Origin of the sequence: Natronolimnobius sp. AArcel1 (assembly GCF_011043775.1) — an archaeon.
Classification (GTDB): Archaea; Halobacteriota; Halobacteria; order Halobacteriales; family Natrialbaceae; genus Natronolimnobius.
This window is the reverse complement of sequence record NZ_JAAKXY010000003.1, coordinates 503,917-528,674: the sequence shown is the minus strand read 5'-3', so window position 1 is coordinate 528,674 and position 24,758 is coordinate 503,917. Positions and strand designations below refer to the sequence as shown.

The following is a 24,758-nucleotide window of genomic DNA, read 5'->3' as shown; positions in this document are numbered from 1 at the left end:
AAAACCCAACCGAACCCAAACTCGAGTCGGTGCACCCTGCCGCGGCCCGTGGCTTTATTGGCCTTTCAAGGCGTGTTCACGACGATGCACACTGGCGTCTGTTACTTTCCTGAACACTGGCCGCGCGAGCGCTGGGCGGACGATATCGAGCGAATGGCCGAGGCGGGCATCGAGTACGTCCGGATGGCGGAGTTCGCTTGGAACCGCATGGAGCCCAACCCCGGCGAGTACGACTTCGAATGGCTCGAGACGGCTGTCGGCCTGATCGGCGAGCACGACATGCAGGCAGTGCTGTGTACGCCGACGGCGACGCCGCCGAAGTGGCTGCTCGATGAGTACCCCGAAATCCGACAGAAACAACCGGATGGGACGCCACTCGAGTTCGGTAGCCGTCGCCATTACTGTTTCAACTCGGCTGTCTACTGGCGCGAAAGTCGTCGTATCATCGAGAAACTGGCCAACCATTTCGCAGGACACGACCACGTTGCTGGCTGGCAGACCGACAACGAGTACGGCTGTCACGAGACCGTCCGCTGTTACTGTGAGGACTGTGCGTCGGCGTTTCGCGACTGGCTTCGCGAACACTACGACTCGATTGACGACCTCAACGAGGCGTGGGGTAACGCCTTCTGGAGCCAGGAGTATCGGAGCTTTTCCGAGGTCGATCTACCGGGGTCGACGGCGGCGAATCATCATCCATCTCGACTGCTCGATTACAACCGCTTCGCCAGTGACAGCGTCGTTGAGTACAACCGCCTGCACGTCGATATTCTTCGAGAGGCCAACGACGACTGGTTCGTCACCCACAATTTCATGGGCGATTTCGATCCCCTGAATGCCTTCGACGTGACCGAAGACCTCGACTTCGCGGCGTGGGATTCGTACCCGACGCTGCACACACAGGAGGTTCCCGACACCCCCGCGCCCGAGGAGATGGGCGACGATCTCCAGCGAGCCGGCGACCCCGACGTGACGGGAATGAACCACGCCCTCTACCGCGGCGCGAGCGACGGCCCGTTCTGGGTCATGGAGAACCAAGCCGGCGACATTCGGGCGTTTCCCTACTCGGCCGAACCCGACGACGGCATGATCCGGCTCTGGACCCACCAGGCCGCCGCCCACGGAGCCGACGTGGTCTCGTACTTCCGCTGGCGGCGTTGCCAGTTCGGCCAGGAGCAGTACTGGGGCGCGCTGAACAACTACGATGGCGCACCTGATCGGGGCCTCGAGGAGGCGACGGACGCCGCCGTGGAGTTCGAGTCCTTGCCCGACCTGGACGCCCCAAGCGGCGATGTTGCGATGCTCGTCGATTACGACAGTCTCTGGGCGACGCATGCTGAGGCGCACTCGCCCGACTTCGACTACTGGGCACACCTGCGTGCGTACTACCGTGCGCTCCGCCGCCGCGGCGTGACCGTCGACCTCGTGTCGACGAGCGCAAATCTCGGGGCGTACGCTGCGCTCGTCGCGCCGTCGCTCCATCTCGTTGACGACGGCCTTGCGAGCAGACTGGTAGCGTACGCAGAGAACGGCGGCGAACTCCTGTTGACGATTCGCTCGGCGATGAAAGACGAACACGACCACCTGCGCGACGAACTCGCACCCGGCCCGCTCGCTGAGACTCTCGGCGCACACGTCGCACAACACGAGAGCCTCTCACCAGGCGTCGAGACGCAGGTGAGCTACGACGGTGACTCCTATGCATATCAGACGTGGGCCGAGTGGCTCGAGCCAGCCGACGGGGCAGTCATCGGCCACCTCGAGTCCGGTCCCGGAACTGACGAACCCGCCATCGTTCGCAACGCTGTCGGCGATGGCCACGTCGAATACGTCGGCGTCTGGCCCGAAGTGGACCTCGCCGACGCGATTTCGGTGGGTCTGCTCGAGCGTGCGGGCGTCTCATTCGGCGAGCGCTTGCCCGAGCGGGTCCGACTCACTGAGCGCGACGGCTACACGTGGGTCACGAACTTCGGAACGGACGCCGTCACGGTCGACGCTGGCTCCGGCACGCTCGTTCTCGGTGAGGAGACGGTCCCCGGTCGCGACCTCGCAGTAGTTGACGTTCCTGCCCACGAACTCGAGATCGACCTCGAGAACTAGTCACGTTTTGGCACGGAGGCTCGTCCACATCGTGCTGTTTCCTGTTTCAGACACGCTTGAGCCACAGCGAGAGCTGTGTTTGTGTGTCCGACTCGAGATGCTGCTGCTGATATCTGCTGATTTGATATAGCGACAATCAATATATCGGGTACGGTTGAGGAGTACCAGTCGCTCGAGAGAAATCAAGTACAGAATCCGTGTCGGCCGAAAACAGCGCGTTCGTACGTTACAGTCGTTCTGACCAGGACAGTGAGAACCGAGCGTGGTACTCCCGCGGGGTCCACCCACAGTCGACGCAGGTGAGTGGGCCGTCGGTATTGACGGTTGGTCCCGAGCAGGTCGGACAGTCAGCCGTCGTCGTTCCGCCGTCGGTGACCAACTGTTTCGACGTACTCGGCAGCGATGGGTGACAGTCCGCGCAACTGCGTTGTGTTCGTTGGTGTGTCATCGTCTCGGACCGCACGCGGTGTTCAAAGAGTTGGGGCACGTCATCGCCACACGTGTCACACTCGGCCATGGTATGTCACACATACACACGAGAGCACATATAGGTTACGTGCTTGCGCGACAAACTGCGCGCACTCGAGACGGAATGACTACTGTTTCGAGTGTTTGGCAAACACATGAGACACAGACCGACGCGAGTCTCCACAGTTCGCAACGTGTGTACGGAGGGGTGGCGTACCTTCCTTGCACCTGGCAACCCACAAATGCTTTTGGCCGTCATCACCTATAGTGGGCCATGTACGTGCGGGACGCGAAAAACAGAGAGGAGGTCTGGCTACTCGATCATATCGAGTCGATGGGACTCGACGAGACGGCGTTCCGCTCGCGCGACTACGTGATTGCCGTCGACGAACTCTCGAACGAAAAGGCCGGCTTCGGGCGGATTCGGATTCACCGCGTCAGCGCCGACCATGAGGAGAGCGACGAGCCGTCGGAATACTGCGAACTCACCAGTATCGGCGTCCTCGAGCACTGGCGCGGACAGGGCGTCGGTGCCCACGTCGTCGAACGACTCATCGAGTACGCCAGTGACGAGGGCTTCGACACTGTCTACACGGTGACCGGTACAGGTAGCTATCTCGCACAGTTCGGTTTCCGACGGATCGACGAATCAAAGCTTCCCGACCCGCTCCAAAAGCGCCTCGCAGACAAACGGGAGGGCGTCGACCCTGATGCGGTGCCGTATGCCATCGATGTCGACCGGTTCCGGATGCCGCCAGCGCTTCGTGAGGCGTTCAAACGAGCACCCGAGCAGCCAGAGGAGGTTTCAACCGACGACACACCCGAGGATTTCGGCATCGATCCCGACTCGGCGACGTACAAGTACGACACCGGCCGGTAACGACCAGCGTGGTCCGCTCGCGGTCGACACTTTTCACTCGTGGCCCCCTATGAAGGGGTATGTTCGATGATGACGACCTCGAGGCAATCCGCGAGGGCCGCGAGCAGTGGCGTGAGGAGACAGTCGGACCGGTCCTCGAGCGGTTTGGCGAACGCCAGGAGACGTTCACGACGGATACGGGCGGACAGGAGGTCGACCGACTCTATACGCCCGCAGATATTGCGGAGACAGAGTACGAAGCCGACCTCGGCTATCCCGGTGAGCCGCCGTACACGCGCGGGGTCTACTCAACTGGGTATCGCGGGCGGCTGTGGACGATGCGCCAGTATGCGGGCTTTTCGACGCCAGAGGATACGAACGAGCGGTATCACTATCTGCTCGAGGAGGGCCAGACGGGACTCTCGATGGCGTTTGACCTGCCGACGCAGATGGGCTACGACTCGGACGACTCGATGGCAGCGGGCGAGATTGGGAAAGCCGGCGTCGCAATCGACTCACTTGCGGACATGGAGACCGTCTTCGAGGGCATTCCGTTGGACGAAGTCTCGACGTCGATGACGATCAACGCGCCCGCATCGGTGTTGCTCGCGATGTACATTGCGGTGGGCGACCAGCAAGGTGTCGACCGCGAGCAGTTGCGCGGAACGATCCAGAACGACCTGTTAAAGGAGTACATCGCGCGCAACACCTACATCTACCCGCCGGAGCCGTCGATGCGAATCATCACAGATATCTTTGAGTTCTGTGCCGCAGAGACACCGAAGTTCAACACCATCTCGATTTCGGGCTATCACATCCGCGAAGCCGGTTCGACGGCCGCACAGGAACTGGCCTTTACGCTCGGAAACGGCATCGAGTACGTCGAGGCCGCCATCGACGCCGGACTCGATGTCGACGAGTTCGCACCCCAACTCTCCTTTTTCTTCAACGGGCACAACAACATCTTCGAGGAGGTCGCGAAGTTCCGCGCGGCACGCCGGATGTGGCACGACATCATGACCGAGCGATTCGATCCGGATGACCCCAAGTCGAAACAGCTCAAGTTCCACACCCAGACTGCGGGGTCGATGCTCACCGCCCAGCAGATCGAGAACAACGTGGTGCGCGTCGCCTACCAGGCGCTCGCCGCGGTGTTGGGTGGGACACAGAGTCTGCACACGAACGGCAAAGACGAGGCACTTGCCCTCCCAACCGAGGAGTCCGTCCGCACCGCCCTGCGAACCCAGCAGATCCTCGCACACGAGTCCGGCGCGGCAGACACCATCGACCCGCTCGCAGGCAGCTACTACGTCGAATCGCTGACGGACGACGTCGAAGCGGAGGCCTACGACATTCTCGAGGCGGTCGACGAACGGGGTGGGATGCTCGAGGCGGTCGAACAGCAATGGGTCCAGCGCCAGATTCAGGATACGGCCTTCGACCGCCAGCGAGAGATCGAGGAGAAAGAACGCATCATCGTCGGCGTCAATGAGTTCGAAGTCGACGAAGACCCCGAGATGGATGTCGAGGAAGTCACCGACGAGGACCAGCAACGCCAGATCGACCGCCTCGAGTCGGTGCGGGACGAACGCGATGCGGAGGCAGTTGAGGCGACACTCGAGGCGCTGCGGGAGGCGACACGGGGCGACGACAACCTGCTGCCGTACATCGTCGACGCCGTGAAAGCGTACGCGACGGTCGGTGAGATCTGTACCGTGATGCGGGACGAATTTGGCGAGTATCAGCCCGGCAGTGCGGTCTGAGACGAGTCGCTGAGATATCCGTTGATACTGGCCGACGCGACGCAACAGGGCCTCGGGTTTGAAGACGCGAGACAGTGATACTCCGGCTATGACGCACCCGACGTCAGCAGCGTCGTCCACCGTCTCCGCTGGCGACGCTGTCATCCCGAAACTCGGCTTCGGAACGGCTCGCATGACTGGCAAGGACTGTCAACGCGCGGTCGAAACCGCTCTCGAGTGTGGGTATCGCCACATCGATACGGCGCAGATGTACGACAACGAGGCGGCGGTCGGCGACGCCATCGCCGCAAGCGACGTCGACCGCGAGGATGTCTTCGTCGTCACCAAGGTCCATCCCGACAACGCCGCCTTCGACGACGTGCTCGAGTCGACTCGCGAGAGCCTCGAGCGACTCGGGCTGTCGACTGTGGACCTGCTCCTGTTGCACGCACCGAGCGAGGAGGCACCGCTCGAGGAAACACTCGCGGCGATGAACGACCTCCAGACCGACGGCGCGGTCGACCACATCGGCGTCAGCAACTTCTCGGCGACCCAACTCGCGGACGCGACGGAGCTATCTGAAACACCCATCGTCACCAATCAGGTGAAGTATCACCCGTACTATCACCAAGACGACCTGCTCGAGTTCTGTGCCGAGCACGATATTTGCCTGACAGCGTACAGTCCGCTCGCAGAGGGTGCGGTGGCGGGTGACGACCGCCTCGCCGAGGTCGGTGACGCTCACGGCAAGTCCGCGACACAGGTCGCACTCCGATGGCTGCTTCAACAACCACCAGTCGCCGCGATTCCGAAGGCCTCGAGCCGGGCACATATCGAGGCCAATGCGGACGTATTTGAGTTCGAACTCTCAGAGGAGGAGATGGAGGCCGTCACCGCGGTCGGCGACGGCGTCTGGAGTCGCCTCGCTGCGAAGTTGGGGCTTCGCTGACGGGAGGTTCACGTAACGCGCGACTCACTCGAGTTCGGCAGTTCAGAGCGCCAACTCGAGCACAGGTCGTCCCAGATCCTCACACCAATTTCTTCCTCAGAAACCCATCGTATATTTTAACACAAGACACTCACATAGAGCACCCATGCTATCGAACGCAAACGGAACGAAGATCGGCTTCTTCGGTCGGCTCAAAACCGGCTGGACGTTGACCAAAGACAGTATCAACGTTATTCGACACCATCCACGACTCCTGATCCTTCCCGCACTCGCAGGTGCCTCGAGCCTGCTCTTTTTCGTGCTCTTCTTTGGCCCACTGTTGATCGCTGACGCCTTCGGAAGTGGCCTCGAGTACGTCGTCCTCTTCGTGTTGTACCTGCTGACGACGTTCGTCAGTACGTACTGTTCAGCTGCGCTGGTCTATGGGACGAACGAAGCGTTCCACGGGCGCGAACCGTCAGTGAGAGACTGTCTCAGCGCAGTCAGTGACCGAACCGGTCCAATCCTGGTCTGGTCGGTGATCGCTGCAACAGTTAGCGTGATCCTCAAGAGTCTCGAGGGCTCGGACAACCCGGTCGCCTCGCTGCTCGGGGCGTTGTTCGCCGTGGGCTGGTCGATTATGACCTTCTTCATCGTGCCGGTGATCGTCTTCGAAGACGTCGCGGTCACGTCGATGTTCACACGCAGCGGCTCGACGTTCAAAGAGACGTGGGGCGAAACCCTGGGTGCCGGCTTCGGCATCACGCTCATTACGACACTCATCGGGTTCGTGTTCGTCGGTGGCGCACTCGCGATTTCGCTGGCCGTCGCCTCGGTCGTCCCCGCACCGGGAGTCGTCCTCGGTGTCGTCCTCGTCGGCGGCGCACTCGCACTGACGTACGTTCTCGGCCAGACGATCTGGGGCGTCGCAAAGACCGCGCTGTACGTCTACGCCGTCGAAGGCACCGCTCCCTCGGAGTTCGACAACTTCGACTTCGAGACGCTCGGCGGCCGCACTGAACAGTCGGCGTCGACTGGCTCTCGAGAACTCTCGCCTCGAGCGGACTAACTGCACGTCTGGCGAGAGCCGGCTCGCCCAGCGATTTTTGAGGGCTGTCCGCGAACGGACAGTATGAACACACAGTTCGACCACGCCGGCATCGCAACCGACGACGCAGTCGGGCTCGCAGAGTTGTACACGGACCTGCTCGACCTCGAGATCGCCCACGAGGAGACATTCGACGGCATGCGCGTCGTCTTCCTGGACTGTGGAAACGGCTATTTCGAACTGCTCGAGCCACTCGAGGACGGAACAATTGCGCAGTATCTTGACTCACACGGCGCGGGGATTCACCACCTCGCGGTCGCGACTGGTGATATCGATGGCGCGCTCGAGCGTGCGCGCGCGAGTGATGTTCGACTGATCGACGAGGAGCCACGTCCCGGTGCGTGGGGCCACACGGTCGCCTTTCTCCACCCGGCGGATACGGGCGGGGTGTTGCTCGAGTTCGTCGAGCACTGACAGTAGTTGGTAATACGGATTCTTTATTCAGAGTGGTTCGTGAAACTCGCGTTCAGTATAGAGCACGAATGTTCCACGGCATGTGACTCGATTTGTGGGGGTGGTAACCACTCAATGCGGGCCAAGCAATCAACTCACAACACATATATTGGTGAAAAGTTATAAATTTGAAACAATGAGCGAAAACCCGGTCGTCTTCCGCCTCAATCTGATTATCGCGCTTTTGATTAGCATCCTTGTAGTGATGCTCATTCCTTTCTTCTCTTTAGACATACTGTATTTTATTGGAATAATCTTGCTTGCCTTTCTCCTTCCATTGCCGCTTCTGTTACTCCTGTTTCTCCGGTAAGTGCGCACGCGTAGTGACCGAACCGCCCGATTCAGTTTAGCCCCCGATTCTGAAACCGCGCTACAACCTACTGCTACTGGGCGTTAGCTGGGGGGTTCGTCCTCGTCGTCGAGACTTCCTTCCTCGATGTTGATGCGGTGGGGTTCGGGCGGATCCTCAGGCACACGTTGTTGCTCGCTGTTTCCGCCGCCGACTGGCAGTTTCGTCCGTAGATCGGCCGCGAACGACTGGACCTGATCGACGAGCGTGGCAACTTCCTCTTCGAACTGCTCGACGGAGCGTTCGACGTAGTGCACTCGCTGGGCAGGGACCCGGCGAACGATATCGTGACCCTCCTCGTCCTCGTCAGTCTTGATTATCCAGTGGTCCTGAAAGTAGGCGATGTGTTCGTTGGGGACCGTCTTTCTGACTGTTCCTTCGTCCGGTTCGTCGTAGACAATCGTTGCCTGGCCGATATCACGCTCGAGTTCGAGATCGTCATCCACCATGTGGTGCGGTTCGTCCCGCGCGAGCGTAGGCACTGTGCTTGCAAGTATCACGCTGCGACGAAAGAACGCTCGAGCCGATCAGCCGAAGTTCTCGATGTGTGCACCGTCGGCGTCGCCGCCAGCGTCCTCAATCGTCTCGGCGACAGTCGTGACGAACGCGTCGAAGCCGAATGCGTACACCTGCCCCTCCTCGAGATGGGTCTCAATCGCGTCGGTAAGCGCTGCAGTGTCGTCGCCCGCGACGAGTTCGACCGGGACACCCTCGTTCGCGAGGTCCTCGAGTCGGTCCTCGTGTGCGGGCGCGTCATCCTGGTAAATGACGACAGCGTCGTGACCGCCGTCGTGGGCTGCCTCTGCGATGGCGATTGCAGGGCCAACGCCTGGTCCGCCTGCAATTGCGACCACGTCTCCATCTTCGTCGCCGTCGTAGGTAATCGTCCCGAACGGGCCGTCGATGTGGACGGTTTCGCCGCCCTCGAGGTCGGCGAGCCACGGTGAGAGATCGCCCTCGGGGTCGACACCGACGGTGATCTCGAAGGTGTCGCCAACGGACGGCGAGGAAAGCGTATAGTGGCGTTCGACGACCTCGTCATCGTCCGGATCGTCGACTGCGCCCTCGCCGGGAACTGCACGCAGCAAGACGAACTGCCCCGGCGCGGCATCGAACTCGGCTGGTGTCTCGAGATCGAGTGCAACGGTGTCTGGGCCGACTTCGCGTACCGATTCGACGGTGACTGGAGTTCCGTCCATATCGAAGCGCTTCGGTTGCTGCGCGAAAAGGCGTTCCGTTCTGGCTGTCGAAAACTGGATGCGTTCGTCTGTGCACGTGCGCATCAGTGTCACAACGCAGGTGACCTGGTAGGGGTTTCAGAAGCCTTTTCATTTACTGGGGGCAAGGTCCGGCATAACATGGCTGAGGACCTCAACTGGGCGGTCGGAGGCGAAGCCGGAGACGGCATCGACTCGACCGGGAAAATCTTCGCACAGGCACTTTCGCGTGCTGGCCGACACGTGTTCACGTCGAAAGACTTCGCGTCACGTATCCGTGGCGGCTACACAGCCTACAAGATCCGCACGGCTGTCGATGACGTCCAGAGTGTCGTCGACCGACTCGATATTCTCGTTGCGCTGACACAGCGCACAATCGACGAGAATCTGGACGAACTCCACGAGGGCAGCGCTATTATCTACGACGGTGAGCGCTCGTGGGAAGCCGAAATCCCCGACGAGATCACTGCCGTTGACGTACCACTGAAATCGCTCGCCGAAGAAGCCGGCGGCGCAATCATGCGCAACGTCGTCGCACTCGGTGCGGCATGTGAAATCGCCGACTTCGATGTCGAGTATCTCGATGAATCCCTCGAGAAACGCTTCGGTGGGAAGGGATCGAAAATCGTCGAGAACAACAAGGAAGCCGCTCGACTCGGCCAGGAGTACGTCCAGGAGAACTACGACCTGGATCACCTCGGCTACAGCCTCGAGACGACGGACAACGACTACGTCCTCCTGAACGGAAACGAAGCGATTGGCATGGGTGCGATCGCCGCTGGCTGTCGCTTCTATGCGGGATACCCAATCACACCCGCGACCTCCATCATGGAGTACCTGACGGGCCGTATCGAAGAGTACGGCGGGCACGTTGTCCAGGCCGAAGACGAACTCTCGGCGATCAACATGGCGCTTGGCGGTGCACGCGCTGGCGCACGAGCGATGACGGCAACCTCCGGTGCCGGGATCGACCTGATGACCGAGACGTTCGGGCTGATCGCAACCAGTGAGACCCCGCTTGTCATTACTGACGTCCAGCGATCCGGTCCATCGACCGGGATGCCAACGAAGCAAGAACAGGGCGATCTCAACATGGCGCTGTACGCCGGTCACGGCGAGGTGCCACGATTCGTCGTCGCACCGACGACGATCACCGAGTGTTTCTGGAAAACCATTGAGGCATTCAACCTCGCCGAGAAGTACAACACGCCGGTGTTCCTGATCTCCGATCTGGCAATGTCCGTCACCGAACAGACGTTCCCGCCAGAAGCGTTCGATATGGACGCAGTCGAGATCGACCGCGGCAAACTCGTCGACGACGACACCGTCGGCGAGTGGCTCGACTCACAGGGTCGCTTCCGCGCTCACGCCGCCACCGAGGACGGCGTCAGCCCGCGTGCCATCCCCGGCACAACCGACGGCGCACACATGTCGACTGGCCTCGAGCACGACGAACTCGGTCGCCGAACCGAAGAGACCGACGTGCGCGTCCAGCAGGTCGACAAACGCAACCGCAAGGTCGAGACCGCGAAAGAAGAAGAAGGCTGGGAGTACCGCGAGTTCGGGAACCCAGACTCGGACAACCTCGTCCTCTCGTGGGGATCGAACGAGGGCGCACTCGTCGAAGCCCTCGACTATCTCGAGGAAGACGATATCGACCTGCGCGTCATTTCGGTGCCGTACATCTTCCCACGGCCGGATCTGACCGATGAGATCGAGTCGGCAGAGGACGTTATCGTCGTTGAGTGTAACGCGACGGGACAGTTCGCCGATCTGATCGAACACGACGCCCTTACCCGCGTCAAGCGCATTAACAAGTACACCGGCGTCCGCTTCAAGGCGGACGAACTCGCCGAACAGATCACCGAGAAACTCTCCGCAGAGGTGCCAGCATAATGAGCTCCGACGTTCGATTCACAGACTTCAAATCCGACAAGCAACCAACGTGGTGTCCCGGCTGCGGTGACTTCGGGACGATGAACGGCATGATGAAAGCCCTCGCCGAAACCGGCAACGACCCCGACAACACGTTCGTGGTCGCCGGAATCGGCTGTTCCGGGAAGATTGGGACCTACATGCACAGCTACGCCCTTCACGGGGTCCACGGCCGTGCGCTCCCGGTCGGACAGGGTGTCAAAATGTCCCGCCCCGACATCGAAGTGATGGTCGCTGGCGGTGACGGTGACGGCTACTCCATCGGTGCCGGTCACTTCGTCCACGCTGTCCGCCGCAACGTCGACATGACCTACTGTGTCATGGACAACCGTATTTACGGCCTGACGAAAGGACAGGCCTCGCCAACGTCGCGATCCGACTTCGAGACCTCGACAACCCCAGAAGGACCAAAACAGCCGCCAGTCAATCCGCTCGCGCTCGCACTGGCATCCGGCGCGTCCTTCATCGCACAGTCCTTTGCCTCCGATGCCCTGCGCCATCAGGAGATCGTTCAGGAAGCCATCGAACACGACGGCTTTGGCTTCGTCAACGTCTTCAGCCCGTGTGTCACGTTCAACGACGTCGACACCTACGACTACTTCCGCGACAACCTCGTCGACCTCGAGGAAGAGGGCCACGACCCGAACGACTACGAGGCCGCCAAGGAAGTCATCCTCGACAGCGAGAAGGAGTACCAGGGCGTGATGTATCAGGACGAAAACTCGGTGCCGTACAACGAACAACACGGCGTCACCGAAGACATGTCCGAGATTCCAGACGGTGCGCCTGAGGACGCGATGGACCTCGTCCGCGAGTTCTACTAACACAGCGCCTCCGGCGCTGTTTGCAGTTTCTTATCGCAGATCGATACACGTCACCAGCAGGTCGCCTCCCCACCGCTCGAGGTCCTCGAGAAGTACCTGAAAGTCACTCGGAACTGGCCGGCAGTTCTCGAATTCGGTATCGAGGTGAATCGAGAACGACGTGCGTTGTGACGCTTCGGAACGATGAATATCGATTGCTTCGATGCCGTCGACACCAATACACGTGGTACTCCACTCGAGGAGCCACGCTTCGTGCTCGGGCCGGTGGTCGGCAACGCCGTGTGTGAGTTCGTACTCGAGGACGTACCGCGGGTGTCGGTCGAACTCCATCGTGGCATCAGATGGCTGTCCATCCGGGCCAGATGGCGACCGTTCGGTCTGCCACGTGACGGTCATATACGTGCTACGTACTCGAGGCCCATGATTCTGGTACCCAACACTATCGGTATCACCCATCGACAGGATTATTCCGGACCTGTAAACACCAGTGATTAGCTGTGCGCTCGTCCGTAGTCTCAGACCGGGTGCTCGACTGATTCGAGGAGGTGCTCGATGTTTGCCGACTCCTCAGCGAGTAATCGAGGGTAGGTACCGAGCAGGACGAGTAAGTCATCTTCGTGTATAAACGAAGTGAGCATGATTTCGACCTCGAGTGTTTCGCCGCCGTACTCGGCCTCGCCGCCGAAGACATCGACCTCGCGACCGTCGCCCAGGATTTCGAGGCCAAAAGAGTCCTCGTGAGCGATGTTTTCAATCTCTTGTCCGTCGTCGAGTTGTGACATGAGTTCCTCGAGTAGTTCCTCGCCATCCAGGTCCGCGAGCGGATTAAACGAGCGACCGAGGACTTCGATCCCAGGGATCGATACTGCACCAAAGAAGCCGGCTTCTTCCGTCTGGCCCTGCAGTTCGCGCTCTTTCGTGTAGAGGCTTGCCCACAGCGACGCGCGAACTTCGCGCTCGATGCCAACATCGACTTCCTCGTGGATCGCTTCGTGTTCGATTGCCGATTCTTCGTAGCCGGTGTCTGCGAGCGCGTCCGCGCTCGGAGCTGCCTGGTTGGCTTCGAACTCGAGTGGCCCGTCGCCTGTCACGAAGTCGAGACAGCCGGCTGTCAGTGCAATTGCCCCAGTTGCCCCCGCACCAAGGAGCGACCGCCGAGAGAGCGTCATCACTCCATAGTTCGACAGGACCCGTATATTAGTTGCGGCTTGCTCAATTTCGGAGACAAGAGTGTCTGTACTGACTGACTATTCGGTCGGCGGTATGGCTCGTAGAACCATCAAGAGTTATCGGGATCGACTGCGCTCATACAGGCATGACAGAGTTCTCCCAGCGGGTCGAACAGGTGTCGATCAGCGGCATTCGTGAAGTGTTCGAAGCCGCCGGTGACGACGCAATCAATCTCGGACTCGGCCAACCCGACTTTCCGACGCCGGCTCATGCCCGCCGCGGCGCAATCGAGGCTATCGAAAACGGACTGACGGACGCCTACACGTCGAACAAAGGCACCGAAACCCTGCGCGAAGCTATCGCAACGAAGTACGATCGCGACTACGGCCTCGAGGTCGATCCGGCCGACATCATCGCTACCTCGGGCGGCAGTGAGGCCCTGCATCTCGCACTCGAGGCCCACGTTGACCCTGGACAGGAGGTCATCTTCCCCGATCCGGGCTTTGTCTCCTACGACGCGCTGACGAAACTCGCCGACGGGACGCCGAAGCCAGTCGGACTTCGTGACGATCTCACGCTCGATCCGGCCACCGTCGAGGAGGCGATCACGGACGATACTGCCGTCTTCATCGTTAACAGCCCCGCCAACCCGACTGGAGCCGTCCAGAGCGAAGCCGACATGCGCGAGTTCGCGCGCATTGCCGACGAACACGACGTACTCTGTGTCTCCGACGAAGTCTACGAGAAAATCGTCTTCGAGGGAACCCATCGCTCGCCGCTCGAGTTCGCCGACTCGGACAACGTCGTCGTCGTCAGCGCCTGCTCGAAGACATACTCGATGACTGGCTGGCGACTTGGCTGGGTCACCGGCTCGAATCGACGTATCGAGCGCATGCTTCGGGTCCACCAGTACGGTCAGGCCTGTGCGTCCGCCCCCGCCCAGTACGCCGCCGAGGCCGCCCTCACTGGACCGCAAGACCCTGTCGCGGAGATGGTCGCCGCGTTCGAAGACCGCCGCGATGTCGTCGTCGACGGCCTCGAGGATGCCGGCCTCGAGGTGCCGACGCCCTCGGGTGCGTTCTACGCGATGCCGAAGGTGCCTGAGGGCTGGTGTGATGAGGTAATCGACCGTGGCGTGGTTGTCGTCCCCGGCGATGCCTTCGGCGCGAACGGCGCGGGCTATGCCCGACTCTCGTATGCGACTGGCATGGAGGAGTTGAAGGAAGCACTCGAGATTATGGCCGACGCGACGGCAGCGCTTCGCTGATCACGGTCTTGTCCGTCTTCGACGGGGTAGATTGTGACTCGAGGCAGTCGTATTTTGGAGTGAGGCGTTCACTACCCGATATCGATATCAATATCGACGGAATCGCCATCGTCGCCATCATCATCTAATCCCGGAATATCGTCTGGCGGGCCAGCGTCATCGGCTGGTCCAGCATCGTCCGGTGGTCCCGCGTCATCTGACGCCGGCACATCGTCCGGTGGCCCTGCGTCATCCGGTGGTCCGGCATCATCCGCTGGCGAGTCGTCATCGAACGGCGAGCCGGCATCATCCGCTGGTGAGTCATCATCGAATGGCGAGCCAAAATCGTCAACTGGTGACGCAGAGTCGTCATCGCCATCACTTTCGTCGTCTGATTCACCGTCATCGTCGCTCTCATCATCTAATTCGGCGTCATCATCGCCCTCACTCTCATCGTCAAATTCAGTGTCGTCATCATCGCTCTCACTTTCATCGTCTGATTCACCGTCGTCGCTCTCGTCGCCTACTCCGCCGTCATCATCGCTCTCGAGTTCATCCTCGAGTTCGGCGTCGTCATCACCATCACTTTCGTCATCCGATTCAGCGTCATCGTCGCCATCACCCTCATCGTCGGATTCGTCCTCGTTATCATCATCATCGTCATCGCTCTCGCTGTCACTCTCGTTTGCCTCGGCTGCAACGTCGTCCCCAAGTTCCTCGAGCGCCGTCGACTCCTCATCGTTGTCTTCGCCGGGACCGGCACTGCCACCGGGGATCATCTCCGGTGTCAAGAGCCATGTCATCGCGAGCATCGCAGCCGCGATAAGCACGACCAGCCCGAGCACCTGAACGCCAGACGGGCCAGGATCTGCACTGTTTCCCGTGTTCGCGCGTGGATCTGGGTCTGCATCCGGATCAGGTGCGGCCTCCGATTCCGGTCGCTTCTCGGGCGGCTCTCCAGCAGACATTATACCCGACTCTCAACCGCAGTCGGCTTTGTTAGTCGTCAGGTACAACTGCAGCCAGGCTCCGCCTCGAGGAGTCGTTGCAGCCCCGCTCGGTCACTCGAGGTCAGCAAGAATGTCCGGCAGCGCTGTCGCAATCTCTGCCTGTTCGACGTGGGCCACAGCCCGCGAATCGGGCTCGGGGCCGTCCTCGAGCAGGACCTGTATGACCGCCATTCCGGCGTTGGTCGCGCCGTAGACGTCGGCGTCGACGTCGTCGCCGACGTAGACCGTTTCCGCTGGTTCGACGTCCAGTTCGGTTGCAATCGCCTCGAACGCACGCGGATCGGGTTTACCAGCCTCGAGTTCGCCGGTGACGAGTGCGGCGTCAAATCGGTTGTCCCAGTCGAGCGTCTCGAGTTTGTCTCGCTGTGCGCGGACGGGGCCGTTGGTCAACAGCCCAACGCGGTAGTCGGCTTTGAGGTCCTCGAGCATGGATTCGACGCCCGGCAGCGCCTCGAGTGCGTCTGCGATTGCCTCGCGGTAGGCTGTGGCAACGGCGGCCGGGTCAGCCTCCGTTTCGTGCTCAGCGAGCAAGTCGGTGAAAATCGGCTCGCGCGAACGCTGGGTGAGGTGGTTTCCGTGGGCCTCGAGATAGTCCTCGCGCGTGAGCGCGGGTGCGTCGGCGGCGTCGACGGCCTCCTGTAACAGCGTTTCGCGGTCCCGCGTCGGCACCGCAAGGGTATAATCGAGGTCGAAGACGACCGCCTGTGTCATAGCAGTCAAGGCGGACTCGAGGGGGTTGAAACTATCCCTTCTGGCTGCACCGATTCTTATTGGTGTCGCGTGGGTGTGTTCTGACGATACCACGACGTATGGATGCCAGGTTCGACACCGTTAATTCAGTCGACTAGGAAGCATCGCGCAGATGGTTACCGAAACAGCGCTTACTGTTGATCTCGCTGTTATTTTGTTTTGTGCGACATTTGCTGGATTTCTCGCCAAACAGACTGGCCAGCCAACGATCATCGCGTACATTCTCGCCGGCGTCGTGATCGGGCCAGCAGCGCTCGGGATCGTTGAGGTTAGCGAACTGACCGAACTGCTCTCGGAACTTGGTCTCGCATTCTTGCTGTTCTTACTCGGGATCAAGATGCGCCTCGAGGAGATTCAACACGTCCTCTCGCCAATCGTCAAAATCGCGCTTCCACAGATGGCGCTTGTCTTTCTCGCGGGTGCGGGAATCGCGTATGCGTTACCCCCGTTCGGTCTGCTCGAGGCGTTTCTCATCGGTCTTGCAGTGATGTATAGTTCGACGGCGGTCGTCATCAAGATGCTAAACGACAAGGACGAAGCGACCTCGTTACACGGCAAAATCGATGTTGGCATCCTGCTCGTCCAAGACGTCGTCGTCGTTATTATTCTGGCCGTGCTTGCGGCCGGTCAACCGGATAGCCTTACAGAGGTCGCAACCACGCTCGCCGTTGTCCTCGTGCTCGTTGCACTTGTGACAGTCGCGGCGCTTGTTGCTTCCCGAACACTCCTCCCGGTTGTCTTCCGCCGGATTGCAGACAACAAGGAAATCTTCTTCCTCGTCGCCATTGCGTGGGCGTTTCTGTTCGTCTTCGTCTCTGACAACATCAACCTCTTTCTCGAGCCGTTTGGCATCGAAGCCTACCTCTCGATTGAGATGGGGGCGTTCATGGCTGGCGTCGCCATCGCCCAACTGCCCTACAGCAAGGAGTTACAGGACCGGGTTAATCCACTGACTGACCTGTTCGTCATGGTCTTTTTTGTCTCCGTTGCGCTCGACCTCGAGGCGGCGCAACTGTTTGCCTACACCCAGGAAGCGATCATCGCTGCGCTGGTGTTGATGCCAGTAAAGTTCGTGATCTTCTTCTACCTGCTCGACTGGCAGGGCTTCGGATCCGAGACGACGTTCCTCGGCAGCCTCAACATGATTCAAGTCAGCGAATTCGGGATTATCGTCACCGCTGTCGCAGTGACAGGTGGGTTCATCGAGGCGGAAGTGCTTGGCTTCATGACGCTGCTTGCCATCTTCACGATGGCCGTCTCGGTGTACTTCATCGAGTTTAGCCATACGCTGTTCGAGCGATTCGAGTCGACGATCACGCGCTTCACCGGCGAGGGTGCATTTGAGGGCGATAAACAGGAGTACCGCGACCATGCAGTCGTCATCGGTTACGACGACGTAACGCGAAATGTCCTTCCGTTGCTCGCAGATCACTACGAGGATGTAGTCGTCGTTGACCGAACCGTCGAACACGTCGAAACACTCAAAGAAGAGGGGTACAACGCCGTCTACGGTGACTTCCGAAATGCAACGATCCGAAAGGATGTCGCCGCGAAACGGGCTGATTTCGTCCTCTCATCGTCGGTCGATCCGGCGGTCAACTCGGTATTGCTCGAGTCGGTCAGCGAGGACGCGACAGTTCTCGTTGAAGCGGATCGAATCGAAGACGCACGTACCCTCTACGAGAGCGGCGTCCACTGTGTACTGATGACCCCATATCTTGCCGCCGACAGACTTGCTGCGTACCTGCACACGTATCTCGAGGCTGGTCGCGTTGAAGACCACCTCGAGCAAACGCTCGAATCGGATATTGAGTTGCTGAGCAGTGATGAGCCGTTCCCAGAACCTGACGGTGGCGTCGGAGGTGGTCTCAATGAGTGAGTTACTCACTGCCGTCTCGATCATGTTCATCATCACCGGGCCGCTCTTGCTGGTAGCAAACCGGTACGATCTACCAACGGTGCCGTTTTTCATCCTCGCAGGCGTCATTGCCGGCTTTGCGATGGAAGGCTTTGGGCTTGACGAGCAACTCACCCTCGAGATTGCCCAGTACGGGATTGCGTTGCTCGTGTTCTCGTTTGGTGTTGGAATCGATTTCACTGCCGTTCGGTCGGTGCTTGGCGACAGCGAAATCGCGGCGCTTGGCCAGATTTTCGTCGTTGGCTCGCTCGGTGTCGGGATCAGCATCGTCCTCGGCGTTGCCCCCACTGAAGCGATCTATCTGGGGATTGCGGCCGCACTCTCCTCGACAATCGTCGGCCGAGCACTGCTCCAGACTGAGATCGACCTGCGGCTAATCCGTGGTCGACTGGCGAGTACGATCCAGTTCGTTCAAGACCTGCTCGCAATTGTCTTCGTGCTCATCCTGGGGACGGGAACGCTCGAGGTCGGCCCAGTTGCGGCCGCTATCGGCTACGGTCTGGCCTTGATCGCCCTCGCGTACCTCGTCAATCGGTACCTGTTCGATCTCATTGGTCGGCTTGCTGGAGAGTCGGACGAACTCATGATTCTGGGCGTCGTCTCCTTGCTCGCGGCATTTATTGGGGCTGCTGAGTACGCTGGCATCTCGATCGTCGTCGGTGCATTCGCTGCTGGACTCGCAGTTCGACACGATCCAATCGAGTATCTCGGTCTGTTCAACGGCCTCGAGTCGATCAGGGACTTCTTTGTCGCGATCTTCTTCGTGACAATCGGCGCGCTCATCACGTTCCCGTTCCTCGAGACGGGCCAAGCCGAGTCCATCGAGAAGGTGGTGCTTGCTGGCGCTCTCGTTGTGCTTACAGTCGTCGTAAAACCAGCGCTAACGACGGCGATCTTGCTGGCGAAGGGCTACGAACGACGCACGGCAACGTTGACTGCCCTCAGCGTCGATCAGGTCAGTGAGTTCGCGCTCATCATCGCGATTCAGGCACTACTGATAGGCGCAATCTCTCAGACGGTGTTTGACGCGATCATCCTCGCTGCAGCCATTACGATGATCACCTCGAGCCTCAGCCAGCGGTACGACGAGCAGCTGTATCGCTGGGTAGTCGCACGCGGACTCCTCCCACGTGCACACGGCAAGATTGATGCCTGGAGTGACGTGCCAGTGGACCTCTCCGATCACGTCGTCATCGTCGGCTACGGGCGACAGGGGAAGCGACTGGTCGAAACCTGTGAAGATCTCGATCAGCCCTACGTCGTCATCGAAAACGATCCGGCTCGCCGTGAAACCGTTCGTGAGGAGTGCAACGCACTCGTCGTTGGCGACGCGATGGAACAGTACACCTGGGAGAAAGCAAACGTCGAGCAAGCACGGCTGGTTTTCTCGACGATTGAGTCTGATTCCGTCTCGAGACGGATCCTCTCCTATGACTTCCGCGCGGATTGTATCGTCCGTGCGCGTGAGCAGCAAACCGCACTCGAGTTGCTCGAGGCAGGTGCGCTGTACGTTGCCCTCCCCGAACTTCTCGCCGGCCAGCAACTCGTCGAACACGTTGAAGACTTACTCGAGGGTGACTTGACTGCCGAACAACTTCGAGCAGCACGCCAGCAGGATCTGCAATTACAAGCTGATTCGATGCAGCCACATTTACAGTGAATCAGCAAGCCTTTGGTCTGTCTGTGCGAAGAAATCGCTGTGTTTGAACTCGGGCAAGTGCTTCGGATTGGTCGAAATCTCGCCGTCTACACCGTTGGTGTTGGACTGCTGGTCGTTGCCGCACTTGGACTTGCAGATGCCATCGAGCTCGAGGCACTCGTTGCAGCCCCCTTATTTGTCGTTGGACTTGCCCTCGTGTTTGTCGTCCACGAATTCTTCAATGGTCCAGTTTGAGGTCTGGTTTCACACCATCTGTTGAGACAGATACGTGTTTAGAGCCGTTCGTCACGACTTGCAAACCCGTCCTGTTCGAGCGTTCGGAAGTATTCCATGTGCTCTTGCTCGAGCGTTTCAGGATTCGTCTCGCCGGCAGCCAGCGCCTCGACGGTCGAAACGAGTTGCTCGCCAGCGAGGACGTCCGGCACAGCAACGTGCGTTGCGCCCGCCTCAAGGTACGATTCTGCATCGCCGGTTGACTCCGCTCGAAGGACAATATCGGCGTCAATCCCGCGCTCGAGGATTGTTTCCGAGACGCCCTGATGATCCACGGTCGAGCAGACGAGCGCGGCGTTTTCGACCCGAGCTTTCTCCCAGGGATAGTCAGATAGCGCATCGCCGAGGACGTAGTGTTGACAGGAGGTATCGAGTTCGTCCCAGAGAACAGGATCGTTTTCGATGACGACGTAGGGTTGGTCGAGTGTCTCAAGCGTTTCGACGAGTTGGCGGCCAATCCGACCGTAGCCGACGATAATGATGTGATCGTCGAGGTCACCGACGCTGCTTCGGTCGTCGACTTTCCGTGTTCGCTGGCTGCGAAACAGCCGCGCGACGACAGTCCGGTAGACAGCGTCTTCGGTTCGTCGACCGAGGAACGTCAGCACCATCGTTGCGGCGGCAGCGAGGATAATCGCGTCGAACAACGGTTCGGCTATCGTTTGCATCAACAGCGCCTGAATCGCGATGATGAGTGCGAACTCACTGACCTGATTGAGGCTCGAGCCTGCCAGAAACGCCGTTCGAGCGTCGTATCCCTCATAGATGAACGAGGCAATGTGGACGATGGGGTTCACAACCAGTACGAGCAGCGTAATCGCACCCGCAATGACGAGGACCTCGAGTGATGGAATCGCGACGAGCGCACCGACAGTGACGAAGAAGATTGCGACGAAGAAATCGGTGATCGAACTGATTCCGTTTTGTACCTCGAGAGCCTGCGTCCCGTCGCTGCGGATTGCGATGCCGGCGGCGAACGCGCCGACGACGAGCGAGAGACCGACGTACTCTGCGGCAGCGATGAACGCGATGAGAATCGAGATGCTGCCGACGAGTACGAGTTCGCCATCACCGTCAGCGAGTCGAACGAGGAGCGGGAAGCCATGGCGGTAAATCACCAGTCCTGCGATGACGAACAACACGCCGTAGCCGATCTGTGCAGCGATGCCGTCCGCTGTGACGACTTCCGTACTGAGGATCAACAGGAGCGCAATCGCGACCAGATCGTCGAAAAAGTGAATCGACGACGCGAGTCGACCGTGAACGAGGTTCGCCCGAATTTCAGAGCCAAGCAAGACGCCGCCGACGAGTGACGAACTCAGAACGACAGCCGCAGCGAAGTAGGCCGCGTTTCGAAGCTGGTATTCGAAGCCAAACAGTTCGCCAAACAGATAGCCAACGCCAAACGCAATCGGCGCGACGATAATCAGCTGTGTCAGTGCTGCGACTTCCGCATCTCGGAGTACTGACTCGAGATCTCCGAAATCGATACGAATCGCAAAGACGAACACGAGGAACGCGATTCCCCATTGTGCGAGGACGATAATCTCAGATTGCGTTACGGACTCGAAACTGCCGGCGATCAATCCGGCGATGATGTAAAACGGAATCGGCGAGAGGCCGAAGTGATTGGCGATCAGCGAGAGCACGCCAGCGGCAACGAAAACGACCGCCAGCGTAATGACGAGTTCCTCAGCCATCGGACTCACCTCCCTGGCGCTGATCGCCGTCCTCGAGTGTTTCGGTGTCATCTTCGGCGTCGTCGCCGAATCGTCTGACTGCTCGGTGTTGTCGTGCTTCAATCGCGTCGATATCACGGCTGATTGCCTCGTCGAACGACGTCTGGTCGGTGACGTACAACTCAACGTACTCGCTGAGCTTTTCGGCGGCGAGATGGGATGTCATGATGACGTAGGTCGCTCCGCGGTCGTACAGTGCACGTGCGTCGTCAATTCGCTCGGCTTCAACGAACACTGTCGCATCCTCGTTAACCTCTGCCAACAGCGCCTCGTTGACCTCACGTTCGACACTCGAACTCAACACGAACTCCGCGCCTTTGAGGTTCGATTCCTTCCGTACTTCGGTGTGTCTGAAATCGCCAAAGACATACTCGTACCGGCCCTCCTCTTCGAGTTCTTCGATATGATCGGTTTGTCTATCGATGATCACCACCTCCTCGAAATGTTCCTCGAGAAGCGGGAGCGCACGCTCGGTGATTTCATCGTAGCCGATGGCGACTGCATGATTTTCGTACCTGCTGATATCCGCATCTTTCTCGTCACCGGATTCGAACCGCCGGAACCACGGCTCGAGGCGCTCGTAGATAGCGTGATTGTACGCGATAATGTACGTCGAAATACCCATCGTGAGCAACGCCATTAGGCTCAGATAGCCGAGTATGTCCGAGTCAATGAGCCCCTGGTCAATCGCGAGTGCACCGACAATCAGTGAGAACTCACTGACCTGCACCATATTGATCGAGCCGAGGAAGGAGGTCTCGACGGCGAACCCTTCGCGGTCGATCAGATAGAACATGATCCAGAAGTTCCCGACCATGAGGATGATCGAAGCGACGATTGCTTGCCACCAGTAGGCAAGCAGACTCGAGAGACCGTCGATTTGGAGGCCGATGGTGGCGAAGAAGACGAGGATGAAGAAGTCGGTAATCGGGGTGATCCGATCCTCGAGTTCCTTGCTGTAGGGGAGTTGGGCGAGGCTGATACCGGCGAGGAACGCACCGACTTTCGGATCGAGGTCGGATCCTTCGGCAATGGCGACGAACAGAAATGCCCACGCAATGGCGACGATGAGGAAGACGTCTTTGTTGTCTGCGATCCGTCGGAAGAGCTGTGGCAAGATGTATCGAGAGGAAAGCAGCGAGAAGATGCCGATAAAGGACATCATGACGAGGATCACGGCGAGTGTCGAGGCGATCTCGCTTGCGTTCCCGAGATCGTCGGCCGTAAACAGCGCAAGGACGACGACGAGGTAGATATCCTGAACGATGAGGACGCCGACATCGATTTTGCCCGGCAGGCTGGTGATCTCGTCTTTGTCGGTGAGAATCTTGACGATGATTGGCGTCGCGCCGAAGACAGTTGCAAGCGAGATAACGAGGATTTCATTGGTATCGAAGCCAAGCGCCAGCGCAACCAGAAACGCAAGCGCAGTCTGCATCACCGTCTGTCCGAACGCAATGTTCGTAACAGACGGAAGGATTTCGCGAATATCCTCGAAACGCATCTTCAGCCCAAGCAAGAACAGCAAGAACGCAAAACCAAGATCGCCCATCAACTCGACGAGTCCTTCGTTGGTCACGATGTCTAACGCAACCGGGCCGAGGAGAATGCCAGTCAGAATGTAGGCGATGATCGTCGGTTGCCCTGTCTGACGGGCGAGTAGACCGATTACAGTCGCAACAACGACGATAATCGCAAAGTCGGCCGCGAGAGCAATTTCACTCATCGGCGATGTATGTGCTCTTGTTTACCCCATCTCGCGTTTATACGTTGGCTTCTCGGAACTCGAGTCGTTGCGCCGTCTCCGAGATGTCTGGGTGTGAAACCCACTCGTGTGTTACGGTGACTGTGGCATCCGGAGCGTAAGCACGATTATTGCGGCCATGATTACGGCCAGCGCGATGTATCCCTCATTAAAGAAGCCGTAGTCGGCGACAATCCCGAAGAAGAGTGGCCCGCCGGCACCGAGCGTTGCCGTCGTTGTCCGAATTACGCCGAGGCCGGTTCCCTGCATTGCGTCCGAGAAGGAGTCTGCCAGATACGACTGTGTGATCGCACCGGAGCCAAGCATCGTGCTGATCAGGGCGGTGATGACGACAAGCGCCCACAGCTGGTCGACCATCGGCAACAGTAGGAAGCCGGCGACTGGTGGGAGCAAGACACCGACGAGCGAGCCACGCATGCCGATGCGGTCGTACGCCGCGCCACCGACGGGTTTGACGACGACACCGACCGCGAAGAAAAAGCCAAAGAGCAGGCTCGCGACCGCCGGATCGATCTCTTTTACGCTCGTCAGATACGTCGGATAAAACGCCGTAAATGATTGCCAGATAAATATGTAGAGAAACAGGATGAGCGACATGACGGCCATCTCCGGATTTCGAAGTTCACGAAACACGCCAAGTGTCTCCCGGAGCGATGTCGTCTCATCGACTTCGTCAGATCCGTCCGCAGAGTGATCTTGCAGCGCCGGCACAGCGATGAAAATGCCAAGACCGGCCAGAAGCAACAGCGGCGCGACGAATCCCAGCCCCGCCTGCCAGGCAACTCCTGCGGCAATGACGGTCGCAATCGGGGGCAACACCGTCTGGCCAATATCGCCCGTCGCCATCGTGACACCGAGTGCGCTCCCAAGACGGTCCTCGTACTGCCTCGAGAGGAACGTAATTCGGGCGATCGGGTACAGCGAGTGGGCCAGTCCCCAGAGCGCGGTTGCACCGAACAGGATGATCGCCGTCGATGAACTGACGACGATGCCGAGTGCAATCCCGACACCAAGTGCGCTCAGCCCCATGAGCGTCCGCTCGTTGTACCGATCGGCAAGGATACCACCGGGGAGTTGCCCGAGCGAGCCGAACAGCCAGAGCACAGTCACGAGCAAGCCAGCGACTGTCAGACTCAGCCCGTAGTCGGTCTGCAGGTACGAAAGCACGACCGGGTGAACTGCCTCGGGGTCAAGTGGTTCGAGACGCCTACGGCGTCTCGTCATCACGGAAGATCGAAGATCTT

The 24,758-nt window shown here is 59.5% G+C and carries 22 protein-coding genes; 12 read left to right on the top strand and 10 right to left on the bottom strand.

What is annotated here, in order from left to right:
• The first annotated feature begins 84 nt into the window (after window positions 1-84).
• Entirely contained in the window at window positions 85-2,100 is a 2,016-nt protein-coding gene (locus tag G6M89_RS10925) for a beta-galactosidase (protein WP_165161812.1), read from the top strand.
• Window positions 2,101-2,326: 226 nt separating this feature from the next.
• On the opposite strand, the gene G6M89_RS10920 is transcribed toward G6M89_RS10925, so the two are convergent.
• A complete protein-coding gene (locus G6M89_RS10920) occupies window positions 2,327-2,617 on the bottom strand; it encodes a hypothetical protein (RefSeq protein ID WP_165161811.1) in 291 nt (96 codons plus the stop codon).
• A 225-nt stretch (window positions 2,618-2,842) separates the two neighbouring features.
• Between G6M89_RS10920 and G6M89_RS10915 the strand changes: the two genes are divergently transcribed.
• From G6M89_RS10915 to mce, 5 genes are all read left to right on the top strand, one after another.
• On the top strand, window positions 2,843-3,448 hold the full coding sequence (locus tag G6M89_RS10915; protein ID WP_165161810.1) for a GNAT family N-acetyltransferase: 606 nt from the start codon (window positions 2,843-2,845) through the stop codon (window positions 3,446-3,448).
• A gap of 59 nt (window positions 3,449-3,507) precedes the next feature.
• Window positions 3,508-5,190 carry a methylmalonyl-CoA mutase gene (locus tag G6M89_RS10910; RefSeq protein WP_165161809.1) on the top strand — a complete coding sequence of 561 codons (1,683 nt, stop codon included), beginning with the start codon at window positions 3,508-3,510 and terminating at the stop codon, window positions 5,188-5,190.
• 88 nt (window positions 5,191-5,278) lie between these two features.
• Window positions 5,279-6,118, top strand: a complete 840-nt coding sequence (locus G6M89_RS10905) for an aldo/keto reductase (protein ID WP_165161808.1) — start codon at window positions 5,279-5,281, stop codon at window positions 6,116-6,118.
• Between the two features lie 145 nt (window positions 6,119-6,263).
• Window positions 6,264-7,166, top strand: a complete 903-nt coding sequence (locus G6M89_RS10900; RefSeq protein ID WP_165161807.1) for a DUF6159 family protein — start codon at window positions 6,264-6,266, stop codon at window positions 7,164-7,166.
• 63 nt (window positions 7,167-7,229) lie between these two features.
• Complete coding sequence (gene mce, locus G6M89_RS10895; protein WP_165161806.1) at window positions 7,230-7,619, top strand: methylmalonyl-CoA epimerase; 390 nt, start codon at window positions 7,230-7,232, stop codon at window positions 7,617-7,619.
• Between the two features lie 432 nt (window positions 7,620-8,051).
• On the opposite strand, the gene G6M89_RS10890 is transcribed toward mce, so the two are convergent.
• The gene (locus tag G6M89_RS10890; protein WP_165161805.1) at window positions 8,052-8,456 is read right to left on the bottom strand and encodes a hypothetical protein; all 405 of its coding nucleotides are present in this window, start codon (window positions 8,454-8,456) and stop codon (window positions 8,052-8,054) included.
• 78 nt (window positions 8,457-8,534) lie between these two features.
• Window positions 8,535-9,206 carry an FAD-dependent oxidoreductase gene (locus tag G6M89_RS10885; protein WP_165161804.1) on the bottom strand — a complete coding sequence of 224 codons (672 nt, stop codon included), beginning with the start codon at window positions 9,204-9,206 and terminating at the stop codon, window positions 8,535-8,537.
• Between the two features lie 159 nt (window positions 9,207-9,365).
• On the opposite strand from G6M89_RS10885, the gene G6M89_RS10880 reads away from it, so the two are divergent.
• Together G6M89_RS10880 and G6M89_RS10875 are read left to right on the top strand one after the other, a co-directional pair.
• Entirely contained in the window at window positions 9,366-11,120 is a 1,755-nt protein-coding gene (locus G6M89_RS10880) for a 2-oxoacid:acceptor oxidoreductase subunit alpha (protein ID WP_165161803.1), read from the top strand.
• Complete coding sequence (locus G6M89_RS10875; RefSeq protein ID WP_165161802.1) at window positions 11,120-11,983, top strand: 2-oxoacid:ferredoxin oxidoreductase subunit beta; 864 nt, start codon at window positions 11,120-11,122, stop codon at window positions 11,981-11,983. Before G6M89_RS10880 ends, G6M89_RS10875 begins: the two co-directional genes overlap by 1 nt.
• A 30-nt stretch (window positions 11,984-12,013) precedes the next feature.
• On the opposite strand, the gene G6M89_RS10870 is transcribed toward G6M89_RS10875, so the two are convergent.
• Together G6M89_RS10870 and G6M89_RS10865 are read right to left on the bottom strand one after the other, a co-directional pair.
• Complete coding sequence (locus tag G6M89_RS10870) at window positions 12,014-12,379, bottom strand: hypothetical protein (RefSeq protein ID WP_165161801.1); 366 nt, start codon at window positions 12,377-12,379, stop codon at window positions 12,014-12,016.
• Window positions 12,380-12,498: 119 nt separating this feature from the next.
• On the bottom strand, window positions 12,499-13,152 hold the full coding sequence (locus tag G6M89_RS10865; RefSeq protein ID WP_165161800.1) for a DUF6517 family protein: 654 nt from the start codon (window positions 13,150-13,152) through the stop codon (window positions 12,499-12,501).
• Between the two features lie 146 nt (window positions 13,153-13,298).
• Here G6M89_RS10865 and G6M89_RS10860 point away from each other — a divergent pair, with 146 nt between their 5' ends.
• Complete coding sequence (locus G6M89_RS10860) at window positions 13,299-14,420, top strand: pyridoxal phosphate-dependent aminotransferase (protein ID WP_165161799.1); 1,122 nt, start codon at window positions 13,299-13,301, stop codon at window positions 14,418-14,420.
• Between the two features lie 71 nt (window positions 14,421-14,491).
• Here the strand turns inward: G6M89_RS10860 and G6M89_RS10855 are convergent, their stop codons facing one another.
• Both G6M89_RS10855 and G6M89_RS10850 read right to left on the bottom strand, forming a co-directional pair.
• Window positions 14,492-15,367 carry a hypothetical protein gene (locus tag G6M89_RS10855; protein ID WP_165161798.1) on the bottom strand — a complete coding sequence of 292 codons (876 nt, stop codon included), beginning with the start codon at window positions 15,365-15,367 and terminating at the stop codon, window positions 14,492-14,494.
• 93 nt (window positions 15,368-15,460) lie between these two features.
• Window positions 15,461-16,120 carry an HAD family hydrolase gene (locus G6M89_RS10850; protein ID WP_165161797.1) on the bottom strand — a complete coding sequence of 220 codons (660 nt, stop codon included), beginning with the start codon at window positions 16,118-16,120 and terminating at the stop codon, window positions 15,461-15,463.
• A 151-nt stretch (window positions 16,121-16,271) separates the two neighbouring features.
• Between G6M89_RS10850 and G6M89_RS10845 the strand changes: the two genes are divergently transcribed.
• The 3 genes from G6M89_RS10845 to G6M89_RS10835 are packed head-to-tail and all read left to right on the top strand — an operon-like array spanning window position 16,272 to window position 19,971.
• A complete protein-coding gene (locus tag G6M89_RS10845) occupies window positions 16,272-18,038 on the top strand; it encodes a cation:proton antiporter (protein ID WP_165161796.1) in 1,767 nt (588 codons plus the stop codon).
• Window positions 18,031-19,737, top strand: coding sequence for a cation:proton antiporter (locus G6M89_RS10840; RefSeq protein WP_165161795.1), 1,707 nt, complete (start codon window positions 18,031-18,033; stop codon window positions 19,735-19,737). The genes G6M89_RS10845 and G6M89_RS10840 overlap by 8 nt, the downstream gene beginning before the upstream one ends.
• Before the next feature lie 39 nt (window positions 19,738-19,776).
• The gene (locus tag G6M89_RS10835) at window positions 19,777-19,971 is read left to right on the top strand and encodes a hypothetical protein (RefSeq protein ID WP_165161794.1); all 195 of its coding nucleotides are present in this window, start codon (window positions 19,777-19,779) and stop codon (window positions 19,969-19,971) included.
• 38 nt (window positions 19,972-20,009) lie between these two features.
• Here G6M89_RS10835 and G6M89_RS10830 read toward each other — a convergent pair whose 3' ends face one another.
• The 3 genes from G6M89_RS10830 to G6M89_RS10820 form a co-directional block, all read right to left on the bottom strand.
• Window positions 20,010-21,710 carry a cation:proton antiporter gene (locus G6M89_RS10830; RefSeq protein WP_165161793.1) on the bottom strand — a complete coding sequence of 567 codons (1,701 nt, stop codon included), beginning with the start codon at window positions 21,708-21,710 and terminating at the stop codon, window positions 20,010-20,012.
• Window positions 21,703-23,475: a cation:proton antiporter gene (locus G6M89_RS10825; RefSeq protein WP_165161792.1), complete on the bottom strand. Its 1,773-nt coding sequence runs from the start codon at window positions 23,473-23,475 to the stop codon at window positions 21,703-21,705. Before G6M89_RS10825 ends, G6M89_RS10830 begins: the two co-directional genes overlap by 8 nt.
• 111 nt (window positions 23,476-23,586) lie before the next feature.
• On the bottom strand, window positions 23,587-24,738 hold the full coding sequence (locus G6M89_RS10820) for an MFS transporter (protein ID WP_165161791.1): 1,152 nt from the start codon (window positions 24,736-24,738) through the stop codon (window positions 23,587-23,589).
• Window positions 24,739-24,758 lie beyond the last annotated feature (20 nt).